Here is a 23,160-nt window from a genome sequence, read left to right as displayed (position 1 = left end):
GAGAACATACAATCCCATAATTTTTTAAAGAAACTACTGCCTCCTAGAGTAATCACTTGAGTTATTCTATATTTTTGAGAACAACTTAAGTAATGTAAAAAAGAGCATCCCTGAATTAAATTTCAGAGACGCTCTTATATTTTCTACGGAATATTATTCCCACTCAATAGTTGCGGGCGGCTTAGAAGTAATATCATAAACTACACGGTTGACATGGTCGACTTCGTTTACGATTCTAACTGAGATCTTTTGAAGTACATCCCATGGAATCTGAGCAAAGTCAGCTGTCATACCATCAATAGATGTAACGGCACGAATTCCGATTGTATAATCGTATGTTCTACCATCACCCATGACACCAACTGAACGAATACCTGGCAAGACTGTGAAGTATTGCCAAATCTTTTCATCTAGGCCATTCTTAGCGATTTCGTCACGAAGAACCCAATCACTATCACGAACGATTTGTAATTTTTCTTCGGTAACTTCACCGATTACACGAATTCCAAGACCTGGTCCTGGGAATGGTTGACGCCATACTAACTCGTGAGGCATACCTAGTTTTTCACCTAATTCACGTGTTTCATCCTTGAACAATGTCCGAAGTGGTTCGATCAACTTGAAGTGCATGTCCTCTGGAAGTCCACCAACGTTATGGTGAGATTTAATTGTTTGAGCAGTACTTGTACCACTTTCGATAACATCAGTATAAAGTGTACCTTGTGCCAAGAAGTCAATACCATCAAGCTTTTGAGCTTCATCGTTGAACACTTGGATAAACTCGTTACCGATAATCTTACGTTTCTTTTCAGGATCAGTTACTCCAGCAAGTTTGTCTAAGAAACGTTTTTGAGCATCAACTTTGATGATGTTCAAACCAAACTTACCCTTCAAACTATCCATAACTTGATCGGCTTCATTCTTACGAAGAAGACCATGATCAACGAAGATACTTGTCAATTGTGTACCGATAGCTTTGTGCAACAAAACACCAACAACAGAAGAATCAACACCACCTGATAAACCAAGAAGAACCTTCTTGTCACCAACTGTGTCACGAATCTTTTGAATTTGTTGATCAATGAAATCATCCATTGACCAGTTAGCTTTTGCTTCACAAACATCAAAGGCAAAGTGTTTCAAAATTTCTGAACCGAATTCAGTATTTCTAACTTCGGTATGGAATTGAACACCATACATTTTATGTTCATCATCAGCGATTGATGAAATAGGTGCGTTTTTACTTGTTGCGACAACCTTGAAGCCAGTAGGTGCTTCTTTAACAAGGTCACCATGACTCATCCAAACGTATTGCTTTTCAGGCAATCCTTTGAATAGTACAGAATTATCATCCACAACAGTAATATCAGCACGACCATATTCTCGGTTGTCAGCTGATTCAACCTTACCGCCAAGGTTATAAGACATCAATTGCATACCGTAACAGATACCTAAGATAGGAATACCTAACTTGTAAATGTCTTGGTCGATTGAAAAGGCATCTTTATCGTAGACACTCATTGGTCCACCAGAAAGAATAATACCTTTAGGATTGATTTCTTTAACTTCTGCAGCAGTAATAGTGTTTGGTAGTAATTCAGAGTAAATACCAATATCTCTGATACGACGAGTAATCAATTGGTTATATTGACTACCGTAGTCTAGAACGATGATGCTATCAGCATCAGGCCATTGCTTGCTCAAATCAATTTCCCCCATTTTTTTATTTCTTCTATTGTATACGAAATTTAGTTCCATGTCATATATTGTTAGCGCTTAATATTTTCTTAGGTAAATTTTATCAATTTGATGATCTTCAGATTTGTGCAAAATCAAGTCTGCTCGGTTTCTAGTAGGTCTGATATAATCACGCAAATTAGGATAATTGATTGTGTCCCAAACGTTTCTTGCCATCTTCATAGCGTCTTTTTCAGGCATCTGGGTGAATTGGTAGTAATAACTGTTAGGATCGTTTCTAGCCAAATCTAACAGTGTTTCGAAACGTTTCAAGAACCATTCCTCAATATCTTTTTCTTCAGCATCAATATAAATTGAAAAATCAAAGAAATCACTGACATAGATCTGCTCATTCTGAGGCAATTGTAATACATTTATACCTTCAACGATCAAAATATCTGGATTATCTGTTTCTTCATATTTACCCGGGATAATATCATAAATATTATGAGAATAAAGTGGATACTTGATACGTCCACCCTTGGTCTTAACTTCACCCAAAAAGTTCAAAAGCTTTCCCATATCATAAGTTTCTGGAAAACCTTTTTTACTCATTAAATTACGTTCTTTCAGAATCTTACTGGGATATAAAAATCCGTCTGTCGTCATCTGGGAAACCTTATATTGTGGATAAGCTCTTTCCAACATTATCTTCAATAATCGAGCAGTGGTACTTTTTCCCACAGCAACTGAACCGGAAACACCAATAATAAAGGGTATCTTACGTGTTGATCCGTCAATAAACTCATTTTTTAATTTAGTCAATTTGCGATAATTCTTCAGATAAATATGAAGTAAGTGACGAATTGGCGCATAGATTGAACGCACATCGTCAATTGAAATTTCATCATCCAAAGATTTGATCTTACGCAACTCTCCATCAGTTATCGCCTGCTTGGTATATTCACCGTGGAAGTTTTCCCATTGCTTTCGAGTAAATTCATCATAGTTAGCTAAATTCTTCATATTGTTAAACCTGCTTAATATAGTAATTAACTTTTATTAAATATCTGGTATTCTAGTATAGTATAGAACTTTTTTAAAAAAGGAAACAATATATGAAGAGAATAGTATTATTTGGGGACTCGACCTTGATGGGATTTCGTGATGGAAAGGCTAGTGATACTTTAGCTAAATCCATCAGGAAAGACTTTCCAGGCTATGAAGTCATTAACATGTCGATTGCCGACTACAAAACCAATAATGCTATGACACGTGTTGATCGCGTCAAAAGACTAGATCCTGCAATTGTTATTTTGGGATTCGGTGCTAATGACATTTCGACAGACGATGAAATCAAACCAGGTAAATTTGCGGCTAATCTATGCAGTATAATAGATACTTTAGGAAATCAGCGAGTTATCTTGCTCTCTCCTCCCTATATTGATTGGCGCATTAACCCTACTAGACCTTGGACACGCCAACTACAATTTGAATTAGTTACGGAACATCTCAGTAAGCAACTAGACGTATCGTATATCGATATCTTACACGATATGGCTAACCGTACTGATCTCAAGGAGTTGTTGCAGTCTGACGGGTTGCACTTTACCAAGCAAGGTTATAATCTCTTAGAAGACGAGTTAATACCAGAAATTAAAGCCACGCTAGCCAAATCAAAAGAGCTAGTGTCGAATTGAAGGAGCACTTTATGGATTTAAATATTCCTCAAAAATATTTTATTTTATCGTGTAACGAAAAAGGTAGTATTCGTATTTTTAAGAATACCAGACGTCGTGCCTATTTAGCTGAAAGTTCATTTTTTGATCTTGCACTAAATGACATTATCGATTTAACCGACAACAGTGTCATCATTAATAAGGTTTTGCCAGACGACAAAAAATATCTAAACGAATTTTTCCAAATCATTAACAAGAATCAAGGCAAAAGCGTTACTCACGTTCTTCGTGCAATGGCTACTAACGAAAAGATCACTCGTATTATTTACAATGAGATCGGTGATTCGCTTGTTGATAAGGTCGATGTAACTAAAGCCGTTACTGGTTTAGTTTTCAAGACTAACAACTACTTACCTAACCGTAATGTTAAACGTGAATTAGTCGCTGACTTGCGTAAAGAAATTTTAACAGCTGAAAAGATTTCACCCGAGGCCTTTGCCCTACTAGCAACACTTTATGGCAACCACGATTTGAAATTTTACTTCTCACAATTTGAACAGAAACAGCTGAAAGATAAGATGGAACTTTACCAAAATGATCCAACTTACGAAAAATTGTTTGAATTGTCTAAGCGTTTGAATCGAGTTACATTAACTCTGTTAAGTTAATGAATTAAAAAAACTAGTAATAAAAAGGTTATTTACCCTTCTTATTACTAGTTTTTTTATGCGCCCATATCTACTGGATCGCCTGGCAGTCTTAACAACTGTGGCTTTCCATAATAGTAGCCTTGACGTAAATAAATATTAAAACTGCTACTTAATTCTGCATCGTCTTCGTCTTCTATACCCTCAAGAATCAAACGTTGACCATATTCTCGGCTAATTGCATGCCAAAAATGTAATTTCTGTTGAATCTTAGGGTCTTTAATTCCGGTCCGAAAATTCTGTAAGGCAAACTTTATTTCTGAAGCCAACGGTAAAAATTCTTGAATACTTCTAAAATCGTTAATACCGGTCCCTACATCATCTAATGATATCTGCATTCCATGTTCAATAAAACTACGCAAATACGGAATCAAACTAGTATCAGGATATTTACAAGGACCATTTTCTTCTGTCAATTCAACCACTAATTTAGCTGGGTACAACTGCGTTTGGCTCTGAATAATAGCCTTGGCTACTGTTGTATCCATTAGCTGTTCTCGACTGACGTTAACTGAGCAGTATTGAACTTTTAATCCCAAAATTTTAGTCGTGGCTACCAATAATTTTGACATAGTTTGCGAGTCGATATCAGTAAACGATTCCGGCAAACGCCACCCTTCAGAGGTTAATTGCTTGATCAGTAGCTCATAGCCAAATACTGTTTTAGTTCTTATATCTAATTGCGGTTGGACAAAATATCGATAAATCGGTTTCACACACACCGCCACCTTCACAATGTACTTATTATAAGTTTACATTTATCTCAATCACTGTATACTCGTAGTATACTTCAAACCAAAATGATATCAATATCACGATATAAATAAATTAATTATACTTTGAAAGCTGTGGTCTATTAGATGAAAATAGCTATTATTGGCTGTACCCATGCGGGTATTGCAGCCATTAAACAAATTCTAAAGTATTACCCCGAATCTGAAATCACTGTCTACGAACGACACGCCGAAATTTCTTATTTATCCTGCGGTACATACTTACACTTAGGCGGCTCTGTAAAAAACTTAGACGATGTTCTTTACGCCGATCCTGAAGACTTTATTAAACAAGGCGTCACTATGAAAATGGAACATGACGTTATCCGAATTGATGCTGATGAACACACTATTTTGGCACAAGATTTAAAAACCAAAGAATTAGTTCACGATACTTACGATAAGTTAATTATGGCAACAGGTTCTATTACTGCTATTCCTGCCATAACTGGAGTCGAAAATACCAAAGTAATGCTCTGCAAAACCTGCGACCAAGCTCACGAATTATACGCAGCTGCTCAAAAATGTCACCAAGTTACCATCATCGGTGGTGGTTACGCTGGTGTTGAATTGGCCGAAGGATATATTAAATCAGGTCATCAAGTTACTTTGATCCAACGCGGACCACAAATACTTGATGAATACACTGACCCTGTAATTGCTAAACAAATACAAAACTTATTGGTCAAAAAAGGTGTCAAAGTCTTAGTAAACACAACTGTTACTAAACTCAGCGACTTATCTGACGAAAAGTTAGAAATCACGACAACCAATGGTACTTATAATTCAGATATGGCTGTTATCTGCCCAGGTGTTATTCCTCAGTCCGATTTATTAAATGGACAAATAAATCTTGCTAAAAATGGTGCTATTATAACGGACCCATACATGGGTACATCTGACCCCGATATTTTCGCTGCAGGTGATAATACTGAAGTACATTATAATCCAACTCTAAGTAGCGCTTATATTCCTTTAGCATCCCACGCTGTCCGTCAAGGTACACTCGCAGGTATCAACGTTTTAGATAAACGCTTAAAATCTATCGGTACCCAAGCTACTACTGGAATGTTACTCTTCGATACTACCGTCGCATGTACTGGATTAACTTTAGCCAAGGCTAAAGCAGCCCACTTTGAAGCTGGTAGTGCTTTTTATCAAGGAAACTATCGTCCTGACTTTATGCCTACTACTGCAAAAATCACAATTGAATTAGTTTACGATAAAAACAGTCGCAAAATATTAGGAGCACAACTTATTTCTGACCACGAAGTATCACAATCTGCTAATACCTTATCAGTTGTAATCCAAAACGAAAACACAATTGACGAATTAGCATTTATGGATATGCTATTTTCACCTAACTTTGATGAACCATTTAATTATCTTAACTTGGCTGCTCAAGTTGCTGTCGATCAAGAAGGCGGTTATTGGAGAAGCAATTAAAAAAAGATGAAATTCCAAATATCAGGAATTTCATCTTTTTTTACCTTTTATAACTACCATGAATAACAACTTTCATACCATAAGGAACATTCTCATATACCCACTTACAGTCAGGCACTGACAGATGGATGCATCCATGTGAAGATGGTTCTCTACCCAAAGTCTTAGCAATTGATTCAACGTAATTACCTTGTTCATCGGTTGGTGTGGTATGGAACAAATACTCACCATGATTTAAAAATGAAACCCAATAATATGCGCCCAACTTCAAAGGTTCTGTATAGAAGAATTCACCACGTTCCCCCTGAACGTAATAAGTTCCTCTTGGTGTAGCGTCCTTTTTACCAGTAGAAGCGTACATCTCATATAATGTTGTTTCACCATCTTTGACATACATTCTTTGTGTTGCAATATCCACGTCTATCCAAGCATTTGGATGTTCATTCAAGTCGGGATAATCTTTCTTTTCTGAAGAATCATTGTAGGTGAAATTCTTTAAATTCACCATATCCTTATCATCTTCAACCGTTTCTGGTGTATTGGCAACTTTTTTAGCTACCTTTTTAGGTACGGCCTTATCTTTAGCCTCCACCTTAACATCTTTAGCATTGTTTCCTACAAGCTCAAAGGCCCCATAACCCAAAGCAATAATCGCTAATAACGAAATAATTGCGATTCTAAATATTTTTTTGTAATCCATTGATTTTTCCCCAAATCCGTAACAGCATAACTAATATTATACATGGTATATAGAAATCAGCAATACGAAAAGGGAGTTGTATACAATTCTTCTTTTACAAAAAATAACACCTATTCAAGAGATATTCGACATGTAGATCCAAATCTCTTAATAGATGTTATTTTTATACCTAAAATTTTAAATATTTAAGCTTTTTGTTCAACTTCGTAATACTTCTCTGGTACACGTTGCAATAATTGTGACAATTCGCCGATTGAAGTAACAGTTAGCTTATGCATTGCTCTAGAGGCAATCGTATAAACCAGTTGTTGTTCATCTTCATCGAATTTATCCTTTGAAGCGTCCCACATGATAACTGCATCGAATTCCAATCCTTTAGCTAAGAACGATGGTAAAACAATAGTTCCCGTTGCCAAACGTTGATTTTCTGAACGGATCAAGGTTGACTTAACTCCAGCAGCTGACAATTGTTCATGCAAATGCGTTGCATCCTCCAAGGTCTTGGCAATAATTGCTGTGGTATATTTACGTTTATCATTTTCCTTCAATTGACCAACAACTTGTTGAATAGATTCAGCTTCATCATTAGCCATTAAGAGATTTGGTAAATCTCCATCACGATTAAATGGCTCAATTTTTTGTCCATTAGTTAAAATTGCCTTCGTAAAGTCCGTAATTTGTTTTGTAGAACGATATGAATGGACTAATTGAACAACCCTTGTTTCATCTGCTTCAAACAAACTTTGAGCTTCTGACAATAAGGTTTGACTGTTCTTCTTTGTAAAAATCGACTGATTTAAATCGCCCAACATTGTATAACGAGCTCTTGGGAATTTGTATTTCATATAAGCAAGTTGGAATGGTGTATAGTCTTGAATTTCATCAATGAAGACAAACTTCATATCCAATTCACCATGTTTACCAGTAACCAAATCATACAAGTAAAGATATGGACTTAAATTATTCATCGAAATCTGTTTATTATTGAAGCTTTGAACAAAGTTCTCTACATATTGAATCCATTGATCTTTAGTAATTCCATATTTATTTAGATCGACAATCTTGGGAACAGCTTTTAAGAAATTCAAATAGTTCGCTGCAACATTGATAAATCTCAAGTGTTTGATATTTTTATAAACGCCTTGCATCATTGCTGTGACAATTTTTCTAGCTAAGAATTTCTTCTCTTCATCGCCATTCTTGAACTCTTGATCAGCTGTATTATATAGAACCTGCAACTGTTCCTTGCTCAAGTTTTCAATTCGTTCAGAAACCCAATTAGAACGCATCTCTGAACCAATTTTACGATGCAACATCTTAACTAGGCGATCAACAGTCGCATCTAAGCGATTACCCAAGTTATATTGTGGTCCATAGCTATAGTAGAATTCTTGGATTTTTTCCTTAGAAATAAACACTTTGCCTTGGAACTTGATATCTTTGAAAGCCATTCCGCTTTGACCAAGCAACTTACTATAATTAGTCAAAATCTTAAAGAATTCAATATCCGACACAAACTTACCAATATTTTTATTATCCGTATCTACGACAGTTTCAAATTGTTGTGCCAAACTCTCTACCGTTAAATTAGGCAAACGACGTGCCAAAAATTGTTTGTACGTCATTTGAACCATGTTTTGTTCACCCATTTCTGGCAAAACATCTTTAATGTAATCATTAAACAATGAATTAGGTGAGAACATAACCACTTGACTAGAAGTTAAAGTTCCACGGTAACGATAAAGCAAGAATGCAATTCTTTGCAAAATAGCTGAAGTTTTACCTGATCCGGCTGCACCTTGGACAAATAATAATTTTGACTTAGTATCACGAATAATTTTGTTTTGTTCACTCTGAATAGTTTTGACGATACCCTTCATGTGAGTAGAAGATTTACCATCCAAAACTTCCAAAAGCATTTGATCGCCAATTGTTTCTTGAGTATCAAAATAAGCCTTGATCTTACCACTATCAACTAAAAATTGACGTTTCAAGAAGAGATCAACTGACTGCTCACCATCTGGCGTTTGATACTTAACTTCACCCAACTTACCATCATAATAAATAGAAGAAATTGGTGCTCGCCAATCATAAACTAAAAAGTGATCCTTCTCATCAGTAAAAGAGCTCAAGCCAATATAGACAGATTCTTTTTTAGGTTCACCTTTTTCTTGGAAATCCAAACGCGCGAAAAATGGCGTCTTTTCCAATTTTTTGAGAATTCCCAAACGCTGTCTCGATTGTTGCCAGCTATTATTTCTTTCATCTAACATTTGTTGTTGTTGATGAATGGAAAGTGCTGCATCCATTGAAATAGAGTCGCCATCCATTCCCAAATGGATATCATCAAAAGCATTATTGATAACTTTTAAATCTTCTTCAGCAACGTCCATATGTTCTTGAAGTCGATTTTCAGACTTCTTAATTTTGTCAACCACATCATCTAAATGTGCTTGTTCAATTTGTTTTTCGTCTAGTTCACTAACTTTAGGTTTATCTGTCATCATAATAACCTCTTAAATTTAAGTTATATAATGTTACCACTATTAGTATTAGATTTCAAAAATTGAAAAAGGCGGTATCATAACTAAAATAATAAAAAAGGGACAGCAAAATATCACCATCCCTCAATAATTATTCAATTTTAGACGTACTTTTTATTTGAAATCTTACCCTCGATAACTTGTTAATCTATTTTATACTATTAAATTTACTTTAACCAACAATTAGCATTATTTTTTTACATAACTAAAATAATAAAATCCAGCAACAAAGATCAAACCACCAATGATATTGCCTAGATAGACTGGTACAAAGTTCTGAAAGAATAATCCCCACGTACTGCCACCTTCAAAAATTGCTGCCGGTATGATAAAGCAGTTGGCAATACTATGTTGGAAACCAACCGCCACAAAAATCATAATTGGAAACCAGATACCTAGAATCTTTCCAGTTGCATCTTTAGCTCCAAAAGATAGCCAAACTGCTAATCCAACTAACCAATTACAGCCAATAGCTGAAATAAATGCTGATAAGAAACTAGCTTTAGTTTTACCCGCAGCCACAGCTATTACGGCATCTCTGAATGGTACCGCATGCGTCAATCCAACTACGTGACCAAAGAAATAAGCGACAAAAATAGCGCCGATAAAGTTAAACAAAGTAATAATTAGTAAATTCTTTAAATAATCGCTCCACTTGGCTTGCTTATCAAAAATTGCTGAACCAACCGCCATCATATTACCAGTAGCCAATTCTCCACCAGCTAAAAGAATAACGATCAAACCTATTGGAAAAACCAATCCCCCAACTAACGACTTGACACTAGCCAAATCGTTCGGAATTGAAGCCGTAACCCTGACATAAGCTAAAAAGCCAATCGAAATCATTGCTCCACCGATAAAACCTAAAATCATCTGAGCTAATAGTGGTTTCTTTAGCTTATTGACTCCCGCCGTAATACTCTTTTGCAGAATTTCTTCTGGAGTAAACATATTCTAATCTCCCATAATTTACATTTGGTGTAATTAAAATATCATCTAATATCGAACGAAGTCAATTGAATTTATCAAAATAGTTCGGATAACTCGTATACAAAAATTGCTTTATATGAAATATAATTTTAGCCGGTAAAACTTCTTTTTTTATTAAGTATCCCGTCCTCCATGACAAAGAAAATTGGGCTGGAACGTAGTGAGCACGACTTGGAGCCTCTTGGCTTTGCCAACAGTCTTCAAGCTCAGCCTTCTACTAACCTCACTACTGAGCCCATTTTCTTTGTCACTCCGGACTAATGTATTGATTCTTTATATTTGTATATGAAGAATCTAAATATTGAAAAACCACCATATGAGAAGTCTGCAATATTAAAGTACCGTAAGATATTTAACAATACTAAAAATCAATTTTCCGACTTAAAGAAGTACAATCTCACATTAAAATCGTTCCAAGTAATACATAACCGAATTACCTAATATACACATTCTTAATTTAGAAATAATTGTCAGCAAAGAGTAAAACCAGTCCGGAGCAAGAAAGAAAATGGGCTCAGCCGCGAAATTGTTCTTAGTGGGAAACCCACTTAGAACAAGGCCAGTATTTGAAACAACTCCGACCTTGAGTTGGTTCAAATCTGTGCCCGCAGCGTTCCAGCCCAATTTTCTTTCTTGCGGAGGACGGCATCCTTAACTAAACAAAAAAAGCCAACATAATTGCCATATTCAATGACAACTACATCAGTCTTTATTTTTAATCGATCATCATCAATCGATCAGCGTCTAAGATTTTAAATTTATTATTACTAATTTTTTCAATCATACCTTTTTTAGCCAAGGCAGTTAACTTCCGACTAATCGTTTCAGGTGTTGTTCCTAGATAAGTTGCAATATCCTTCTTTTTCAAAGGTAAAGTAAACACAGCTTGATCTAGTCCAGCACTTGTTTCCAATAGGTAATTAGCCAAACGGCTTTCTACACTAGCAGTGGTAACCTCAGTTGTCTGTTGTTCCAATTGACCAACTCGACGTCCTAAAGCATTAACCATATTGACTGCCAACTCTGGTGTCTGTTGCATCAGTTTTTGGAAATCTTGTCGATTGATCTGACAAACGGCTGTATCCATTAAAGCTTCGGCATAACTATTATGATCTGAATTAGAGAACAAAGCTGCTTCACCATCAAAATCACCTGTTTGTAAGATTCTCAACATTTGTTCTTTCCCATTCGCTGCCATCTGGAAAACCTTAGATTGCCCATGGGCTACGATAATTAAAGAATCAGCGCCATCTCCAGCAGAGAAAAGATATTCGCCACTTTTATAGTGATGGTGGGTCACTAGTGTCGCAATTGTTTCCTTATCCGTTTTCGATAAATTCTCAAAAATTGGAACTAATTCAACACAATCCTCTGCAGTATGGTCATGCGCTAATTTTGCCATTAATTATCTCTCCTTAATCAAAGTCTTCGTCGTCTTCCTCTTCAAAACCTTCACGAGCACTCTTACCAAGTAAAGCTTGATAAATTCTGATTTGATGATTGTTAAAGCCTAACAATTGAACTAAAACTTGGGCCATGAATGGGCGATCTTCATTTTCAGCCAACTTGATTGCTCTAGTAACAAACATATTATCAGTACTAAAATCATTAACAACAGTTTGAAGCATGTCTTCAGCTGACAAATACTTATTCTTACCATCTTCTTCAATCATGGCATATTCAGAATATTCTTTTATAGTTGAAGGTGGTAATTCACCCTCATCCAATAACTCATCGGCTATCTTATCATACCAAGCGTTATTTTCATCGATTGTTTGACTCAAAACAGCCTTATAATTTTCAGCATTAGCACCTTTAACGAACCACTTTAATTGGTGCAATTTAATATTTAATAGGAAATGATTTGAAACAATATGTCCTGTCATTGCTCCAGCGGTTGGTTTGTGGTGATCGGCATCAGCTTGCTTTTGCTCAGCCGCAAATTTTTCATCGATTGTTAATTCAGTCATTAGGCAATCTCCTTAACTTTTGTCTTTAATACTTCGTATCCTAAATCAGTGATAACTTCTGACAACTTATCAGCTGAAGTTTTACTTTCATCAATATCTGCTCTTACTTTACCAGCGTTGAAGAGAACCTTTACGTTTGAAACGCCATCTTGATTTTGAACAGCCTTTTGAATTTTTGTCATACATGATGGGCATGTTAATTCACCTAATTGTAAAATTACTTTTGCCATAATTGATTCCTCCATATATCTAAAAACTTTTGCTAGTGAAATCCCAAATACCCACGAGCTGTAAATGCTTCAACTTTTGAAACACTTACAGCTCGCAAGTAATCCGAAAGATCACTTGCTCAACTAACTTACAAATACTATCTTAACTAGTTTGCTGTTTTGAGAACTTGATCTGTATCAAGTTTTGCAGGTTTATTTCTAATTAATCTCATTGCATTGAAAATAACTACTAAAATACTTACTTCGTGCACGAACATTCCACTACCCATATGGATAATACCAACGATCAAACCTAGTAGTAATAAAGCAACGGTTCCTACAGCAATAATAATATTTTCTTTTGTATTAGCTACGGTTTTTTTAGCCAAAACATAAGCATGAGCTAAAGCATCAAAACTGGACTTAACTAAAATAATATCTGATGTTTCAATCGCAACGTCAGTTCCAGTACCCATTCCAATACCAATATCAGCAGTTGCAAGTGATGGACTATCATTGATTCCATCACCAACAAAGGCTACAGTACTACCTTGTTCTTGGAACTTCTTAACATACTCGACTTTATCCTCAGGGAGCAATTCTGCATGTACCTCATCAATTGGCAATCTTTCAGCTACCCTTTGAGCAGCCACCTTATTATCACCAGTCAACATAACAATCCTCTTTAAACCAGCATCTTTCAAAGCCTGAAGTCCTTCTTTAGCATCCGATCTCAATTGATCATTAACTCCAACTACTAGACGAAGTTCTTGATCAACTGCCATCAAAACAACTGAATCACCATCATTCATACGACTATTAATTGCTTTTCTTTGCGTAGCAGAAACCTGTACATCATTATTCTTCATCAAACGTTCATTACCAACCAAGATCTTGAATTGATCATTTTGACCAACTAGACCTTGGCCTTTAACTGTATCTAATTCTGGTAATTTTTTTGTTTCAGTAATTCCTAAATCTTTAACATAATTCACAATTGCTTGTCCTAAAGGATGATCTGAAGTCTTTTCCACTGCTGAAAGTAAACTCAACATTTCGTCCTTATCATTACCAAAGTTATCCACATCAGTAACGGACATCTTACCAGTTGTTAAAGTACCAGTTTTATCAAGTACCAAAGTATCCACATGTGCAAAACTATTTACGGCATTGCCACCTTTCATCAAGATACCATTCTTAGCACCATTACCAATTCCAGCAACGTTTGAAACCGGTGCACCGATGACCAAAGCACCAGGGCATCCTAGAACTAGAACCGTAATAGCTAGTGGGAAATCTTGTGTAAAGATCCAAACAAGAATTCCAATTATCAAAACTGCAGGTGTGTAGTATGTAGCAAATTTATCAATAAAACGAGCGGCAGGTGATTGACTATCTTGAGCTTCTTCAACTAATTCGATGATTTTACCAAAAGTGGTATCTTCACCAACTGAAGTAGTTTCAACGGTAATTGTTCCGTTATCCGTCAAAGAACCAGCAAAAACTTTATCGCCAATACCTTTTTTAACGGGAGTTGATTCACCAGTAATTGAAGCCTCATTCATGTATCCTGTTCCGTCGATGATTTTTCCATCAACTGGAATTTGACCACCGGGCTTAACTAAAACATGGTCCCCTTCATCCAAATCATCAACATCAACAGTTTCCGTTTGACCATCTTCATTGACTAATTCAGCAGTTGTTGGTGCCATTTTTGTCAAACTCTTAACTGAAGAACGTGTCTTCTCCAAAGTCTTTTGCTCCAAATAATTACCAAAGAGAAATAGGAATGTAACCACAGCCGATTCTTCAAATTCTCCAATAATAAATGCTCCAATAACAGCTATCGTTACCAATAATTCAATACTGATAACTTTATTTTGCAAAGCTGTAAAAGCATGTAACGCGATGGGAATTGCTCCAATGATACTAGCTGCAATCATAAAGATCGTAGCCGCAATTTCAAAGTGTAATAGAAATTTAGAAATTAAACTAATAGCAATCAGGATTGCAATTGTTACTGTCATTTGGTTTTGATGCTTTGAAATCCATATATTTAATTTTGTCATCTGACTTACCTCTCTCTTAACTTACAAGACATATTCTAAAGGCTCAGACCTTCAAAAAAATTGATACTGGTCAAGTTTTGAATATTATTCCATTTATAAATATTTTTTTATAGTTTATATTAGTTATTTCTTGCACAATGTTTCGGAACTAGATACTATGAATACATAAACAAAAGGAAATAACTATATTTCTTAAAGAAAGGAATGATTAATATGTTGCATGCCTTATGGGTTCTTATTATCGGTGCTGTAATCGGTGCCATAGCAAGTATGATTATCAACAGAGATATGCCTTGGGGGTGGTTTGGAAATATCATTGGCGGTTTAGTTGGCGCGTGGTTAGGTGAAAGTATTCTAGGGGCCTGGGGACCAAACATAGCCGGGATGGCTATCGTACCAGCTATCATCGGTGCTATTGTCGTCGTATTATTGACTTCCTGGGCTTTAAGTAACTTGCGTAGAGCATAATATGAAAAAATCAGTTAAATGGTTATTCAGCATAATTTCAATTATAGGAATTATCCAAGTCTTATGGTTCGTCTACCTAATTAATCCCTTTAATTGGAATTTAAACTTTAAAAATCAACTTCAACTACCGCCCAACGTAATCAACTACGTAGCTGTCTTCTTAGCTGCTATCTCTGGAATTGCCCTTTTGATAATGTTACTTTATGTACTATTTATCCCTGTAAAATACAGTAACATTACCTTTAAATCTCACGATGGAAATCTTAAAATTTCTAAAACTGCTTTAGAAAAGATCATTACTAACAAAATCAAAGAAAATCCGATGCTGCATGATATTGATGTAAAAATCAAAATTCTTGGTCGCCGTCGAAAAGCAAAAATGTTTATCTCTGCCATGAGCCGACAAAGTTCCAACCTAAAACAACAAGGTGAAGAGATCAAACAAATTGCTAACGAACAATTGAAGAATAATCTGAATGTTCCTATCAAGAATACAATCGTTCAATTATCGCCTTTCGAAAGCAATCAAAATATGAGAGTTATTTGAGGTTAATATTATGAAAAGAAGAATAATCGGTACACTTTTGGGCAGTCTAATTGTGATTATCTGGATTACTCTTGGCTTCGGAAATTTGCTTTTAGTAGTCTTGGCAGGATTTATTGGATACGCAATAGCTGCACTAACTGGAAACAAGACAGAAAAAAATGAACTACGTACCAAACTAACAAGAATCTTACAGCCAAAGGAGTAAAACCATGACAGTGCAACCATTAAACGCCACTTTGATCAGTAACAGTAAATTAAAATTCAACGAAGATGTGATTGCCAAAATTGCTGGCATGGCTATCAGAGATATTGACGGTGTCTTATCAATGAACGGCAATATGCTCGACAATATCGCTGACAAAATTAGAACCAAAGAAGATTTAACCAAAGGAATCGACGTTGATGTCGGTGAAAAACAAGCCGCATTAGATTTAGAAATTGTCTTAGAATATGGAAAAGATGCCCACTTGGTCTTTGAACAGATTCTAAGATCTGTCAGCCAAGCTGTCGAAAGTATGACTGGCTTAGAAGTCGTTGAAACTAATGTTTATATCAGCGATGTTATGACTAAAAAAGATTGGAAAAAAACTGAATAACTGAAAAGGAGTATTTTATTATGCCAAATTCACAAGCAGCTTCAATCCAAAAAGAATTAAATTTCTCAGATAAGGTTTTAGAAAAAATTGCTAATCAAACGGCTCAATCAATTGATGGTGTCTTATCACTAACTGGTGGGGCAATTAGCGACTTAACAGACCGTTTCATGAATGATCCAACTAAGGGTGTTGATGTTAATACAGAGGACGACAAAATTTCATTCGAGTTAAAAGCCGTTTTAGAATACGGTAAATCAGCTCCACAGATTTTTGAAAAAGTAGTTAGTAGCATCGCCCATTCTGTAAAAGAAATGACCGGAAAAGAAGTTAGCAAAGTAGTCCTAAATATTGATGACCTAATGACTGCTTCAGAATGGAACAATAAGAACAATAAAAAAGACGACAAAGAATAGTAAAATTGGAGTTTTTAATTAAAAGAAGAACAATACCTATTAAGTCTTCACGGTAGTAAAATACCTGAAACTAATAGACATTGTTCTTCTTTTTTAATATTTAAAATTAAACTACTAACAAAATAGAAAACAGCAGATACTTTTTATTTAGATTCTTTCTGATTGATATGTTGTTTTAATCTTCCATAAATCTTATTGGCAATTGTTTCAGCAATAATAAATCCAATTGCTAAAGACATTCCCACTGTTAGAGCTTTAACAAAACCGTAAGCAGCTAAGCTGTCTTTACCCAAAGTAAAATTTTTCATACTGTCATATAAGATAGCTCCTGGAACCAATGAAACTAAACATGGAACATAAAATATATTGACGGGAGCTTTAACTAGAATAGCGCAAAGATTTCCTAACAAACCAATTACTACTGCGCCCATCAAATTAGGCATGATCAAACCGTGATTGAACCAACCGACGATTATATAAACAATCCAAGCAATTGCTCCAACTAAACCTGCCGGTACCAAAGTTCTACGAGGATTATTGGTAATAATTCCAAAACCAACGCTCGAAAGAAAGCCAAATATGAAACCATAAACAATTTCCATCATAATTAGCCCCCCATAACCGATTTAATCAAGATTTGACCAATAATAACGCCACTGCCAATTGATATTCCTGAAATAATTGCATCCGTTGCTCGGACTAATCCTGAAATAGTATTTTTTTCAATAATTTCACGTAACGAATTAGTCATCGGTACTCCAGGAACTAATGGCATTAATGCGCTAATAATAATGTAATTAGCATCATGAGCAATATCGACCACTCCGAGAATATTTGCTAAGACACTAATAGCTAAACTGCCTAATGCCACAGGAATATAAGGTGTTTTCGTATGATGGGCAACTACTTGTGATACCAAATAGCCAATTATTCCTACAAAAAAAGCTAAAAATAAGTCACCCCAAGTTGCCTTAAACAAAAGCATTGGTGGCATTGATACCAAACCGGCTCCAATACATTTAGTGATCCACGAAAAATCGAGTGTTTCTTTATCAACTCTTTGTACTTCTTTTTTTAAATCTTCATATGTTATTTCATGTCTTAAAAATTGTCTTGATAAAGTATTGATCTCATCTACTTTTTGCAAATTGAAATCTCCAACACGAACCTTAAAGATTCTCGTCGCTGCGCTTTTTTCCGAGCTAACAAAAATACCAGTCATTGTCGCATGACAAACGACTGGTAGATCAGCTGCCCTACCCACGTATTCAACCGTGTTCTCAACTCGTGCCGTTTCAGCACCATTTTCTAGTAGAATCGTACCCACTTGACCACAAAGAGTGACAATATCACTTTCATTGATAGTCCCCATGATGGTACCCTCCAGTAGATATTTTTATTAATAGAATATTATTAACACATTCTATTAGAGAAAAAAAGTAATATATTTCTTCCGCATAATTAAAAAAGTTAATTTTGTGAGTTTAAGGATGCCGTCCTCCGCAACAAGAAAATTTGGCTGGAACGCTGCGGGCACAGAGCTTTCATTCCCGACTAATGTTTCATTTCTAGTTTCACCGACTAAAATTGCAGTATTTGAAATTCTTTTAATTCTATGATGATTAAAACTTTATTGTCTGAATTCAAGAATATCTAAAAAACAAAGTAATACACCAGTCCGGAACATCAAAAGCACCGATGGGCTCAGTAGTAAAAGGTCGAGATTTGAAACAATTGTGAATTTCAATTGGTTCAAATTCGACCCACTACGTTCCAGCCCAATCGGTGCTTTTGCTGTGGAGGACGGCATATTTAATTAATTTAGTGTTTTAAATATGTACCTTTAAGTAAAATTACCCATAAAACAAGAACAATTCCACCAATAACTATCAAAATATTATTTGTTTCATTGCCCGTTTGAGGTAAAGTACTAGGATTACTATTAGTATTCGAGCTTGATTTTACTGGCTTAATATCACTGATTTTACTCAAGCTACTTAGATCTGACAAAAGGCCTGATGTATCAGAACTGTTTAACAAATTAGATAAATCAGATGGATTAAGACTATCAAAATCCAAATTAAAGCCTAGGTCTTTATCCAATCCAAAGTCAGGAATATTCAAACTAATATTTCCTGGAATAAGATTACTCAAGTCCGTAATCTTATCAATTGGGAAGTCAAAAGTAATGTAATTGCTGTCGCCCTCACTCTTGAAACTAAAATTGAATGGCTTTTGATGATTAATTGAATTAATTTCAAAAGCTTTATTTCCAAATTGCTTTGGATACTTGACTGTTACTTCAACGTAATAAGTTCCATCAGGGTTTTGCATGACTTTAGCGGTATTAGTGAAGTATGGTGAAATCAATGAGCCATCGCCATTATTTTTTGCAACCTTATAAGTTAGTTCTTTTAAAACCGTTTTTGGTCCAGAATTACTATCATTGTCGGTTGTTGTTGTACTATCATCAGTTGGTGTTGTAATAATATCACTATCGTCGTTATTATCATTAGTATTATTTGATTGCAAATCACTGATCAAACCTTTAATACCATTAGCTGTATTTGTAATATTATTTTCTGCACTAGTAATCTTATTCAAACTGTCTGAAAATGAACTATCCGCTCCATGACTATCCATCGAACTCATATCAAAGCGGAATGTAACCTCTTCATTATTCGGATCACTTACATTAAGATTCAATATCTTAGTTTGAATAGTTGCCGGAATATCGTTGTCCAAATCGGTTAACTTATCAATGTTAAAACTAATTTTTTCATGATGATTGCTATCATTAGTAATAGTTGGTTTTTCACCATTGATTTTTGGAACATCCAAACTACTCAAATTTGAAACTCTGGCTGTCAAAACCACTTTATAACTACCATCATCATTTGTATAAATTGTGGCATTTTTAGTGAATAGCGTATTCATTGGTGATAGTGCATTTGAATTTGTTTTATAAACTTCATAATTAATTGTTCGATTATCACTATTGTTTGTATCTGCTTGAACTGTTTCTTCCAATACATTAGGTGATCCGGTATTATTTAAACCTACTACACCAAATATTCCCAAGAGCATCCCCACAGACAATAGACTAATCAATAATTTTTTCATCATATCGCCCCTTTTAACATATACCAATTTTATCATAAATTTTTTAAACGCTTAAATATTAAGCTGTATTTCATAAAATATGAAATAAAATTTTCATTAGAATTATTAAAATAATATTATAGATTATTTGAAATAAACTAACCAATAGATATATACTAGTTACTATCATTTGCAGGAAGGTGACTTACTTTATGAAACAAGGAACAACAATCCTCACTCTCGACAACGGATACCATTTATGGACTAACACTCAAGGTCATGGCGACATCAAATTGCTTTGTCTTCATGGTGGACCTGGTGGTAACCACGAATACTGGGAAAACTTCGGTGAAAAATTAGCTGATCTTGGCGTACAAGTAACTATGTATGACCAATTAGGCTCATGGTATTCAGACCAACCCGATTACAGCGATCCTAAAATTGCTGAAAAATACTTAACTTATGACTACTTCCTAGAAGAAGTTGAAGAAGTTAGACAAAAACTTGGATTAGACAACTTCTACCTTATCGGTCAATCATGGGGTGGAGCTTTAGTTCAAATGTACGCTGCTAAATATGGACAACATCTTAAAGGTGCTATCATCTCAAGTATGGTCGATGAAATTGATGACTATGTAAAACATATTAACCAATGTCGTATGGACGCTTTAGGCCCAGATAAGGTTAAATATATGGAAAAAATTGAAGCTGAAAATAATCTTTCAGATCCAACTTACCAAAGTTACGTTGACGTTTTGAACGCTGAATACGTTGATCGTAAACAACCTACAGCTATCAGACATTTGGTTGATACTATGTCTGTTCCTGTTTACAACACATTCCAAGGCGATAACGAATTCGTTATTACTGGTAAATTAAAAGATTGGCACTTCAGAAAGCACCTCAAGGAAATTACTGTTCCTACATTGTTAACTTTCGGTGAACATGAAACTATGCCTGTTGAAACAGCTAAGATCATGCAAAAAGAAATTCCACATGCACGCTTAGTAACAACTCCTAATGGTGGACATCATCATATGATTGATAATGCTCCAGTTTACTTTGATCATTTGGAACAATTTATTAAGGATGTTGAATCCGGTAACTTTAACGATTAATTTAGTTTAAAACTTAGGCAATAAAATAAGAATAGCGTCTATTAAGAGATTCAGGTAAGCAAAACAATACCTTGAATACTTAATAGACGCTATTCTTTTTTAACTTAAAACTTGGAATACCTACTTTAATTTGTCTTGATATACTTTCTCCACTTCAAACGACTCAACCATGTTTGTTGAGCTGATATTCCGTGTTTTTCGCTTTGTTTTATATATTCTCCAGCGGTATTCATTACATAAGAATTCTCGGTATCTTTTGAAAATACTTTAACAATTTTAATCAATTGATTCTTAGGCTTTTCTTCCACAATTGGTACAGCTATTTCTACTCGGCGCTCTAGGTTTCTAGTCATCATATCAGCTGATGAGATCCAAACTTCGGTATGATCTTTTCCAAACTGAAATTTAAAAATCCGACTATGTTCCAACAATTGACCGACAATACTTTTCACTCTTATATTCTCTTTAGGTCCACAAACACCTAATTTCAAAGAACATGGTCCTCTGACAATTAGTCTAAATGGTAGACCTTCTTTTGCTGCAGCATAAATTGCATTAATAATATCAATATCAGTCAGTCCATTAACTTTCATGAAGACTTCACCTTGTCCATCACGAAGATATGCCTCGGTAGCTTTTTTAATATTAGCAATTACCATATTACTAATACCATGGGGCGAAGTAGCCAATAGATTATATTCCGCTTTTTGACCGGTCATTAAATAGTTAAAAAATTTAGTAGCATCATCAATATAGGTTTGATTACTTGTAAAGTAACTAATATCAGTAAAACCTTTGGCTGTAATTGCGTTATAATTTCCAGTTCCGATTTGAACATAGCCTGTTCCGTCGGCGTGTAGTGCTAAACAAATCTTAGAATGAACCTTATTGACTTTATCGCCAAAAATCACGTTAACTCCAGCCTCTTTAAGGACCTTAGCTACTTCGATATTATGGACTTCATCAAATCTTGCCCGTAATTCCACTATCGCTGTAACTTCAATCTTCTTAGCTGCAGCCTCTCTTAACAATCTTAATAAATCGGAATTATCTTCTGTTCGATAAATCGTAATACAAATCTTGGTTGTTCGTGGATCTTTAACTGCTTGCTCTAAATAATCAATAAAGACACTAAATGAATCGTAAGGATATTGAACTAGAATTGGTGACTTATCTAAATACTGCAGAATATTATTATTATCATTCCATTGAAGAGCGTCAAATGGCGCAAAAACCAATTCCTTATGGTCACGATATTTCTTGAATAGGGTCGTTAAAAATTTAATATCAACTGGTCCTGGTATTTTATAAACACTTTTACGACTAATACCCATTAACTTAGTAAAGTATTTACGACCCTTTTCCTCATCTTCACCAGAAAATTCTACTCGCATTATCTCACGTAAATCTCTTGTATCAACATAATGAATCATTGTATTGAGATATTCTTCGTCAGATAAATTTTTATTCAAAAAGTCATACGGTTTATTTTTATCATAAGTAACACGAAAGACAGCTATCTTAGAAATTTTGTACTTTCTGATTAGATCTTTAGCCATAGCTCGCATAATATCTTCAATCAAAATATAGTGATCATCTACACCAGTTTCAATTAAACGGCCTAAATCTTCCGGAATTGGACAAGTGTAAGTGTACTTAGGAGTTTCCATTAAAAAGTATAAATTCTTACGAAACTTATATTCTTTAGAAAATCGTTGCATATCTAATCTAGGCACAATTTTTTTATTATAGAACTTTTTAACAGTCTTTTTTTCAGAATCCGATAATTCAGAATACTTCAATAGCTGAAAGAGCTTCTTATCCCCAGCCTCTTTCATCAAGTTATCGTAAGCCTTATATTGCAAAGCAATATTCTTCTTATTATATTCATATGCCTGATCTAAAATATCTTTACCTGTCATGCCGGTACGTTTGTCACTCTTATGTTCAACCACTAAATTATGAATGTTGTGCATTCTGACGCGGAAAAATTCATCCAAATTATTAGAAGCGATGGCTAAAAATTTTAACTTTTCCAAAAATGGAATATTTGGATCATATGCTTGATCAATAACACGTCTATCAAATAAAATCCAACTTAAATCCCTATTATAATATTTATCCTTCATATAACTCATTTAACCTTCATTTCT

23 protein-coding genes are annotated in these 23,160 nt (G+C 35.0%); 9 read left to right on the top strand and 14 right to left on the bottom strand.

Annotation, left to right across the window (positions count from 1 at the left end; genetic code table 11):
• Positions 1 to 153: 153 nt before the first annotated feature.
• The gene (gene guaA / locus LAB100_RS08265; RefSeq protein ID WP_119326707.1) at positions 154 to 1,719 is read right to left on the bottom strand and encodes a glutamine-hydrolyzing GMP synthase; all 1,566 of its coding nucleotides are present in this window, start codon (positions 1,717 to 1,719) and stop codon (positions 154 to 156) included.
• Positions 1,720 to 1,776: 57 nt separating this feature from the next.
• A complete protein-coding gene (gene coaA / locus LAB100_RS08260) occupies positions 1,777 to 2,703 on the bottom strand; it encodes a type I pantothenate kinase (RefSeq protein ID WP_119326706.1) in 927 nt (308 codons plus the stop codon).
• Between the two features lie 92 nt (positions 2,704 to 2,795).
• Between coaA and LAB100_RS08255 the strand changes: the two genes are divergently transcribed.
• A complete protein-coding gene (locus tag LAB100_RS08255) occupies positions 2,796 to 3,377 on the top strand; it encodes an SGNH/GDSL hydrolase family protein (protein ID WP_119326705.1) in 582 nt (193 codons plus the stop codon).
• A gap of 11 nt (positions 3,378 to 3,388) precedes the next feature.
• Positions 3,389 to 4,024, top strand: coding sequence for a GPP34 family phosphoprotein (locus LAB100_RS08250; protein ID WP_119326704.1), 636 nt, complete (start codon positions 3,389 to 3,391; stop codon positions 4,022 to 4,024).
• Positions 4,025 to 4,080: 56 nt separating this feature from the next.
• Here LAB100_RS08250 and LAB100_RS08245 read toward each other — a convergent pair whose 3' ends face one another.
• Positions 4,081 to 4,779: an EAL domain-containing protein gene (locus tag LAB100_RS08245; RefSeq protein ID WP_119326703.1), complete on the bottom strand. Its 699-nt coding sequence runs from the start codon at positions 4,777 to 4,779 to the stop codon at positions 4,081 to 4,083.
• Positions 4,780 to 4,923: 144 nt separating this feature from the next.
• Between LAB100_RS08245 and LAB100_RS08240 the strand changes: the two genes are divergently transcribed.
• A complete protein-coding gene (locus tag LAB100_RS08240; RefSeq protein ID WP_119326702.1) occupies positions 4,924 to 6,282 on the top strand; it encodes an FAD-dependent oxidoreductase in 1,359 nt (452 codons plus the stop codon).
• Between the two features lie 40 nt (positions 6,283 to 6,322).
• Here the strand turns inward: LAB100_RS08240 and LAB100_RS08235 are convergent, their stop codons facing one another.
• The 7 genes from LAB100_RS08235 to LAB100_RS08205 form a co-directional block, all read right to left on the bottom strand.
• Positions 6,323 to 6,982 (bottom strand): L,D-transpeptidase, encoded by a 660-nt coding sequence (locus LAB100_RS08235; RefSeq protein ID WP_119326701.1) that lies wholly within the window; start codon positions 6,980 to 6,982, stop codon positions 6,323 to 6,325.
• 185 nt (positions 6,983 to 7,167) lie between these two features.
• Positions 7,168 to 9,489 carry an RNA polymerase recycling motor HelD gene (gene helD, locus LAB100_RS08230; RefSeq protein ID WP_162894225.1) on the bottom strand — a complete coding sequence of 774 codons (2,322 nt, stop codon included), beginning with the start codon at positions 9,487 to 9,489 and terminating at the stop codon, positions 7,168 to 7,170.
• A gap of 225 nt (positions 9,490 to 9,714) precedes the next feature.
• Complete coding sequence (locus tag LAB100_RS08225) at positions 9,715 to 10,476, bottom strand: formate/nitrite transporter family protein (RefSeq protein ID WP_119326699.1); 762 nt, start codon at positions 10,474 to 10,476, stop codon at positions 9,715 to 9,717.
• 754 nt (positions 10,477 to 11,230) lie between these two features.
• Entirely contained in the window at positions 11,231 to 11,917 is a 687-nt protein-coding gene (locus LAB100_RS08220) for a Crp/Fnr family transcriptional regulator (protein ID WP_119326698.1), read from the bottom strand.
• 13 nt (positions 11,918 to 11,930) lie between these two features.
• Positions 11,931 to 12,485 carry a ferritin-like domain-containing protein gene (locus tag LAB100_RS08215; RefSeq protein ID WP_119326697.1) on the bottom strand — a complete coding sequence of 185 codons (555 nt, stop codon included), beginning with the start codon at positions 12,483 to 12,485 and terminating at the stop codon, positions 11,931 to 11,933.
• Complete coding sequence (locus LAB100_RS08210) at positions 12,485 to 12,715, bottom strand: heavy-metal-associated domain-containing protein (RefSeq protein WP_119326696.1); 231 nt, start codon at positions 12,713 to 12,715, stop codon at positions 12,485 to 12,487. The genes LAB100_RS08215 and LAB100_RS08210 overlap by 1 nt, the downstream gene beginning before the upstream one ends.
• Positions 12,716 to 12,861: 146 nt before the next feature.
• Positions 12,862 to 14,763 carry a heavy metal translocating P-type ATPase gene (locus LAB100_RS08205; RefSeq protein WP_119326695.1) on the bottom strand — a complete coding sequence of 634 codons (1,902 nt, stop codon included), beginning with the start codon at positions 14,761 to 14,763 and terminating at the stop codon, positions 12,862 to 12,864.
• 213 nt (positions 14,764 to 14,976) lie between these two features.
• Between LAB100_RS08205 and LAB100_RS08200 the strand changes: the two genes are divergently transcribed.
• Genes LAB100_RS08200 through LAB100_RS08180 form a run of 5 tightly spaced genes read left to right on the top strand, consistent with a single transcriptional unit; the run spans position 14,977 to position 16,787 of the window.
• On the top strand, positions 14,977 to 15,231 hold the full coding sequence (locus LAB100_RS08200) for a GlsB/YeaQ/YmgE family stress response membrane protein (protein WP_119326694.1): 255 nt from the start codon (positions 14,977 to 14,979) through the stop codon (positions 15,229 to 15,231).
• A gap of 1 nt (position 15,232) precedes the next feature.
• Positions 15,233 to 15,778, top strand: a complete 546-nt coding sequence (amaP, locus tag LAB100_RS08195; protein WP_119326693.1) for an alkaline shock response membrane anchor protein AmaP — start codon at positions 15,233 to 15,235, stop codon at positions 15,776 to 15,778.
• 10 nt (positions 15,779 to 15,788) lie between these two features.
• Positions 15,789 to 15,983, top strand: a complete 195-nt coding sequence (locus tag LAB100_RS08190) for a hypothetical protein (RefSeq protein ID WP_119326692.1) — start codon at positions 15,789 to 15,791, stop codon at positions 15,981 to 15,983.
• 4 nt (positions 15,984 to 15,987) lie between these two features.
• The gene (locus tag LAB100_RS08185; protein ID WP_119326691.1) at positions 15,988 to 16,374 is read left to right on the top strand and encodes an Asp23/Gls24 family envelope stress response protein; all 387 of its coding nucleotides are present in this window, start codon (positions 15,988 to 15,990) and stop codon (positions 16,372 to 16,374) included.
• A 20-nt stretch (positions 16,375 to 16,394) separates the two neighbouring features.
• Entirely contained in the window at positions 16,395 to 16,787 is a 393-nt protein-coding gene (locus tag LAB100_RS08180) for an Asp23/Gls24 family envelope stress response protein (protein WP_119326690.1), read from the top strand.
• 143 nt (positions 16,788 to 16,930) lie between these two features.
• On the opposite strand, the gene LAB100_RS08175 is transcribed toward LAB100_RS08180, so the two are convergent.
• From LAB100_RS08175 to LAB100_RS08165, 3 genes are all read right to left on the bottom strand, one after another.
• A complete protein-coding gene (locus tag LAB100_RS08175; RefSeq protein WP_246001314.1) occupies positions 16,931 to 17,392 on the bottom strand; it encodes a threonine/serine exporter family protein in 462 nt (153 codons plus the stop codon).
• Between the two features lie 2 nt (positions 17,393 to 17,394).
• Positions 17,395 to 18,159 carry a threonine/serine exporter family protein gene (locus LAB100_RS08170; RefSeq protein ID WP_174233497.1) on the bottom strand — a complete coding sequence of 255 codons (765 nt, stop codon included), beginning with the start codon at positions 18,157 to 18,159 and terminating at the stop codon, positions 17,395 to 17,397.
• A gap of 449 nt (positions 18,160 to 18,608) precedes the next feature.
• Positions 18,609 to 19,913, bottom strand: coding sequence for an LPXTG cell wall anchor domain-containing protein (locus tag LAB100_RS08165; RefSeq protein WP_162894224.1), 1,305 nt, complete (start codon positions 19,911 to 19,913; stop codon positions 18,609 to 18,611).
• A 188-nt stretch (positions 19,914 to 20,101) separates the two neighbouring features.
• Here LAB100_RS08165 and LAB100_RS08160 point away from each other — a divergent pair, with 188 nt between their 5' ends.
• Positions 20,102 to 21,007 carry a proline-specific peptidase family protein gene (locus LAB100_RS08160; protein ID WP_119326687.1) on the top strand — a complete coding sequence of 302 codons (906 nt, stop codon included), beginning with the start codon at positions 20,102 to 20,104 and terminating at the stop codon, positions 21,005 to 21,007.
• A gap of 125 nt (positions 21,008 to 21,132) precedes the next feature.
• On the opposite strand, the gene ppk1 is transcribed toward LAB100_RS08160, so the two are convergent.
• Positions 21,133 to 23,145, bottom strand: a complete 2,013-nt coding sequence (gene ppk1 / locus LAB100_RS08155) for a polyphosphate kinase 1 (protein WP_246001312.1) — start codon at positions 23,143 to 23,145, stop codon at positions 21,133 to 21,135.
• Positions 23,146 to 23,160 lie beyond the last annotated feature (15 nt).

The organism is Companilactobacillus musae (assembly GCF_003967595.1).
In the GTDB taxonomy this organism is placed as follows: domain Bacteria; phylum Bacillota; class Bacilli; order Lactobacillales; family Lactobacillaceae; genus Companilactobacillus; species Companilactobacillus musae.
The sequence above is the reverse complement of the archived record's forward strand: the minus strand, read 5'-3'. Positions and strand labels throughout refer to the sequence as shown.

Coding starts and splice junctions, on each gene's coding strand:
- LAB100_RS08160 (WP_119326687.1), top strand. CDS start 20,102: ATGAAACAAGGAACAACAATCCTCACTCTCGACAACGGATACCATTTA.
- LAB100_RS08200 (WP_119326694.1), top strand. CDS start 14,977: ATGTTGCATGCCTTATGGGTTCTTATTATCGGTGCTGTAATCGGTGCC.
- helD (WP_162894225.1), bottom strand. CDS start 9,489: ATGATGACAGATAAACCTAAAGTTAGTGAACTAGACGAAAAACAAATT.
- LAB100_RS08240 (WP_119326702.1), top strand. CDS start 4,924: ATGAAAATAGCTATTATTGGCTGTACCCATGCGGGTATTGCAGCCATT.
- ppk1 (WP_246001312.1), bottom strand. CDS start 23,145: ATGAGTTATATGAAGGATAAATATTATAATAGGGATTTAAGTTGGATT.
- LAB100_RS08250 (WP_119326704.1), top strand. CDS start 3,389: ATGGATTTAAATATTCCTCAAAAATATTTTATTTTATCGTGTAACGAA.
- LAB100_RS08185 (WP_119326691.1), top strand. CDS start 15,988: ATGACAGTGCAACCATTAAACGCCACTTTGATCAGTAACAGTAAATTA.
- LAB100_RS08220 (WP_119326698.1), bottom strand. CDS start 11,917: ATGGCAAAATTAGCGCATGACCATACTGCAGAGGATTGTGTTGAATTA.
- guaA (WP_119326707.1), bottom strand. CDS start 1,719: ATGGGGGAAATTGATTTGAGCAAGCAATGGCCTGATGCTGATAGCATC.
- coaA (WP_119326706.1), bottom strand. CDS start 2,703: ATGAAGAATTTAGCTAACTATGATGAATTTACTCGAAAGCAATGGGAA.
- LAB100_RS08225 (WP_119326699.1), bottom strand. CDS start 10,476: ATGTTTACTCCAGAAGAAATTCTGCAAAAGAGTATTACGGCGGGAGTC.
- LAB100_RS08235 (WP_119326701.1), bottom strand. CDS start 6,982: ATGGATTACAAAAAAATATTTAGAATCGCAATTATTTCGTTATTAGCG.
- LAB100_RS08175 (WP_246001314.1), bottom strand. CDS start 17,392: ATGATGGAAATTGTTTATGGTTTCATATTTGGCTTTCTTTCGAGCGTT.
- LAB100_RS08255 (WP_119326705.1), top strand. CDS start 2,796: ATGAAGAGAATAGTATTATTTGGGGACTCGACCTTGATGGGATTTCGT.
- LAB100_RS08215 (WP_119326697.1), bottom strand. CDS start 12,485: ATGACTGAATTAACAATCGATGAAAAATTTGCGGCTGAGCAAAAGCAA.
- LAB100_RS08210 (WP_119326696.1), bottom strand. CDS start 12,715: ATGGCAAAAGTAATTTTACAATTAGGTGAATTAACATGCCCATCATGT.
- LAB100_RS08190 (WP_119326692.1), top strand. CDS start 15,789: ATGAAAAGAAGAATAATCGGTACACTTTTGGGCAGTCTAATTGTGATT.
- LAB100_RS08205 (WP_119326695.1), bottom strand. CDS start 14,763: ATGACAAAATTAAATATATGGATTTCAAAGCATCAAAACCAAATGACA.
- LAB100_RS08180 (WP_119326690.1), top strand. CDS start 16,395: ATGCCAAATTCACAAGCAGCTTCAATCCAAAAAGAATTAAATTTCTCA.
- LAB100_RS08170 (WP_174233497.1), bottom strand. CDS start 18,159: ATGGGGACTATCAATGAAAGTGATATTGTCACTCTTTGTGGTCAAGTG.
- amaP (WP_119326693.1), top strand. CDS start 15,233: ATGAAAAAATCAGTTAAATGGTTATTCAGCATAATTTCAATTATAGGA.
- LAB100_RS08165 (WP_162894224.1), bottom strand. CDS start 19,913: ATGATGAAAAAATTATTGATTAGTCTATTGTCTGTGGGGATGCTCTTG.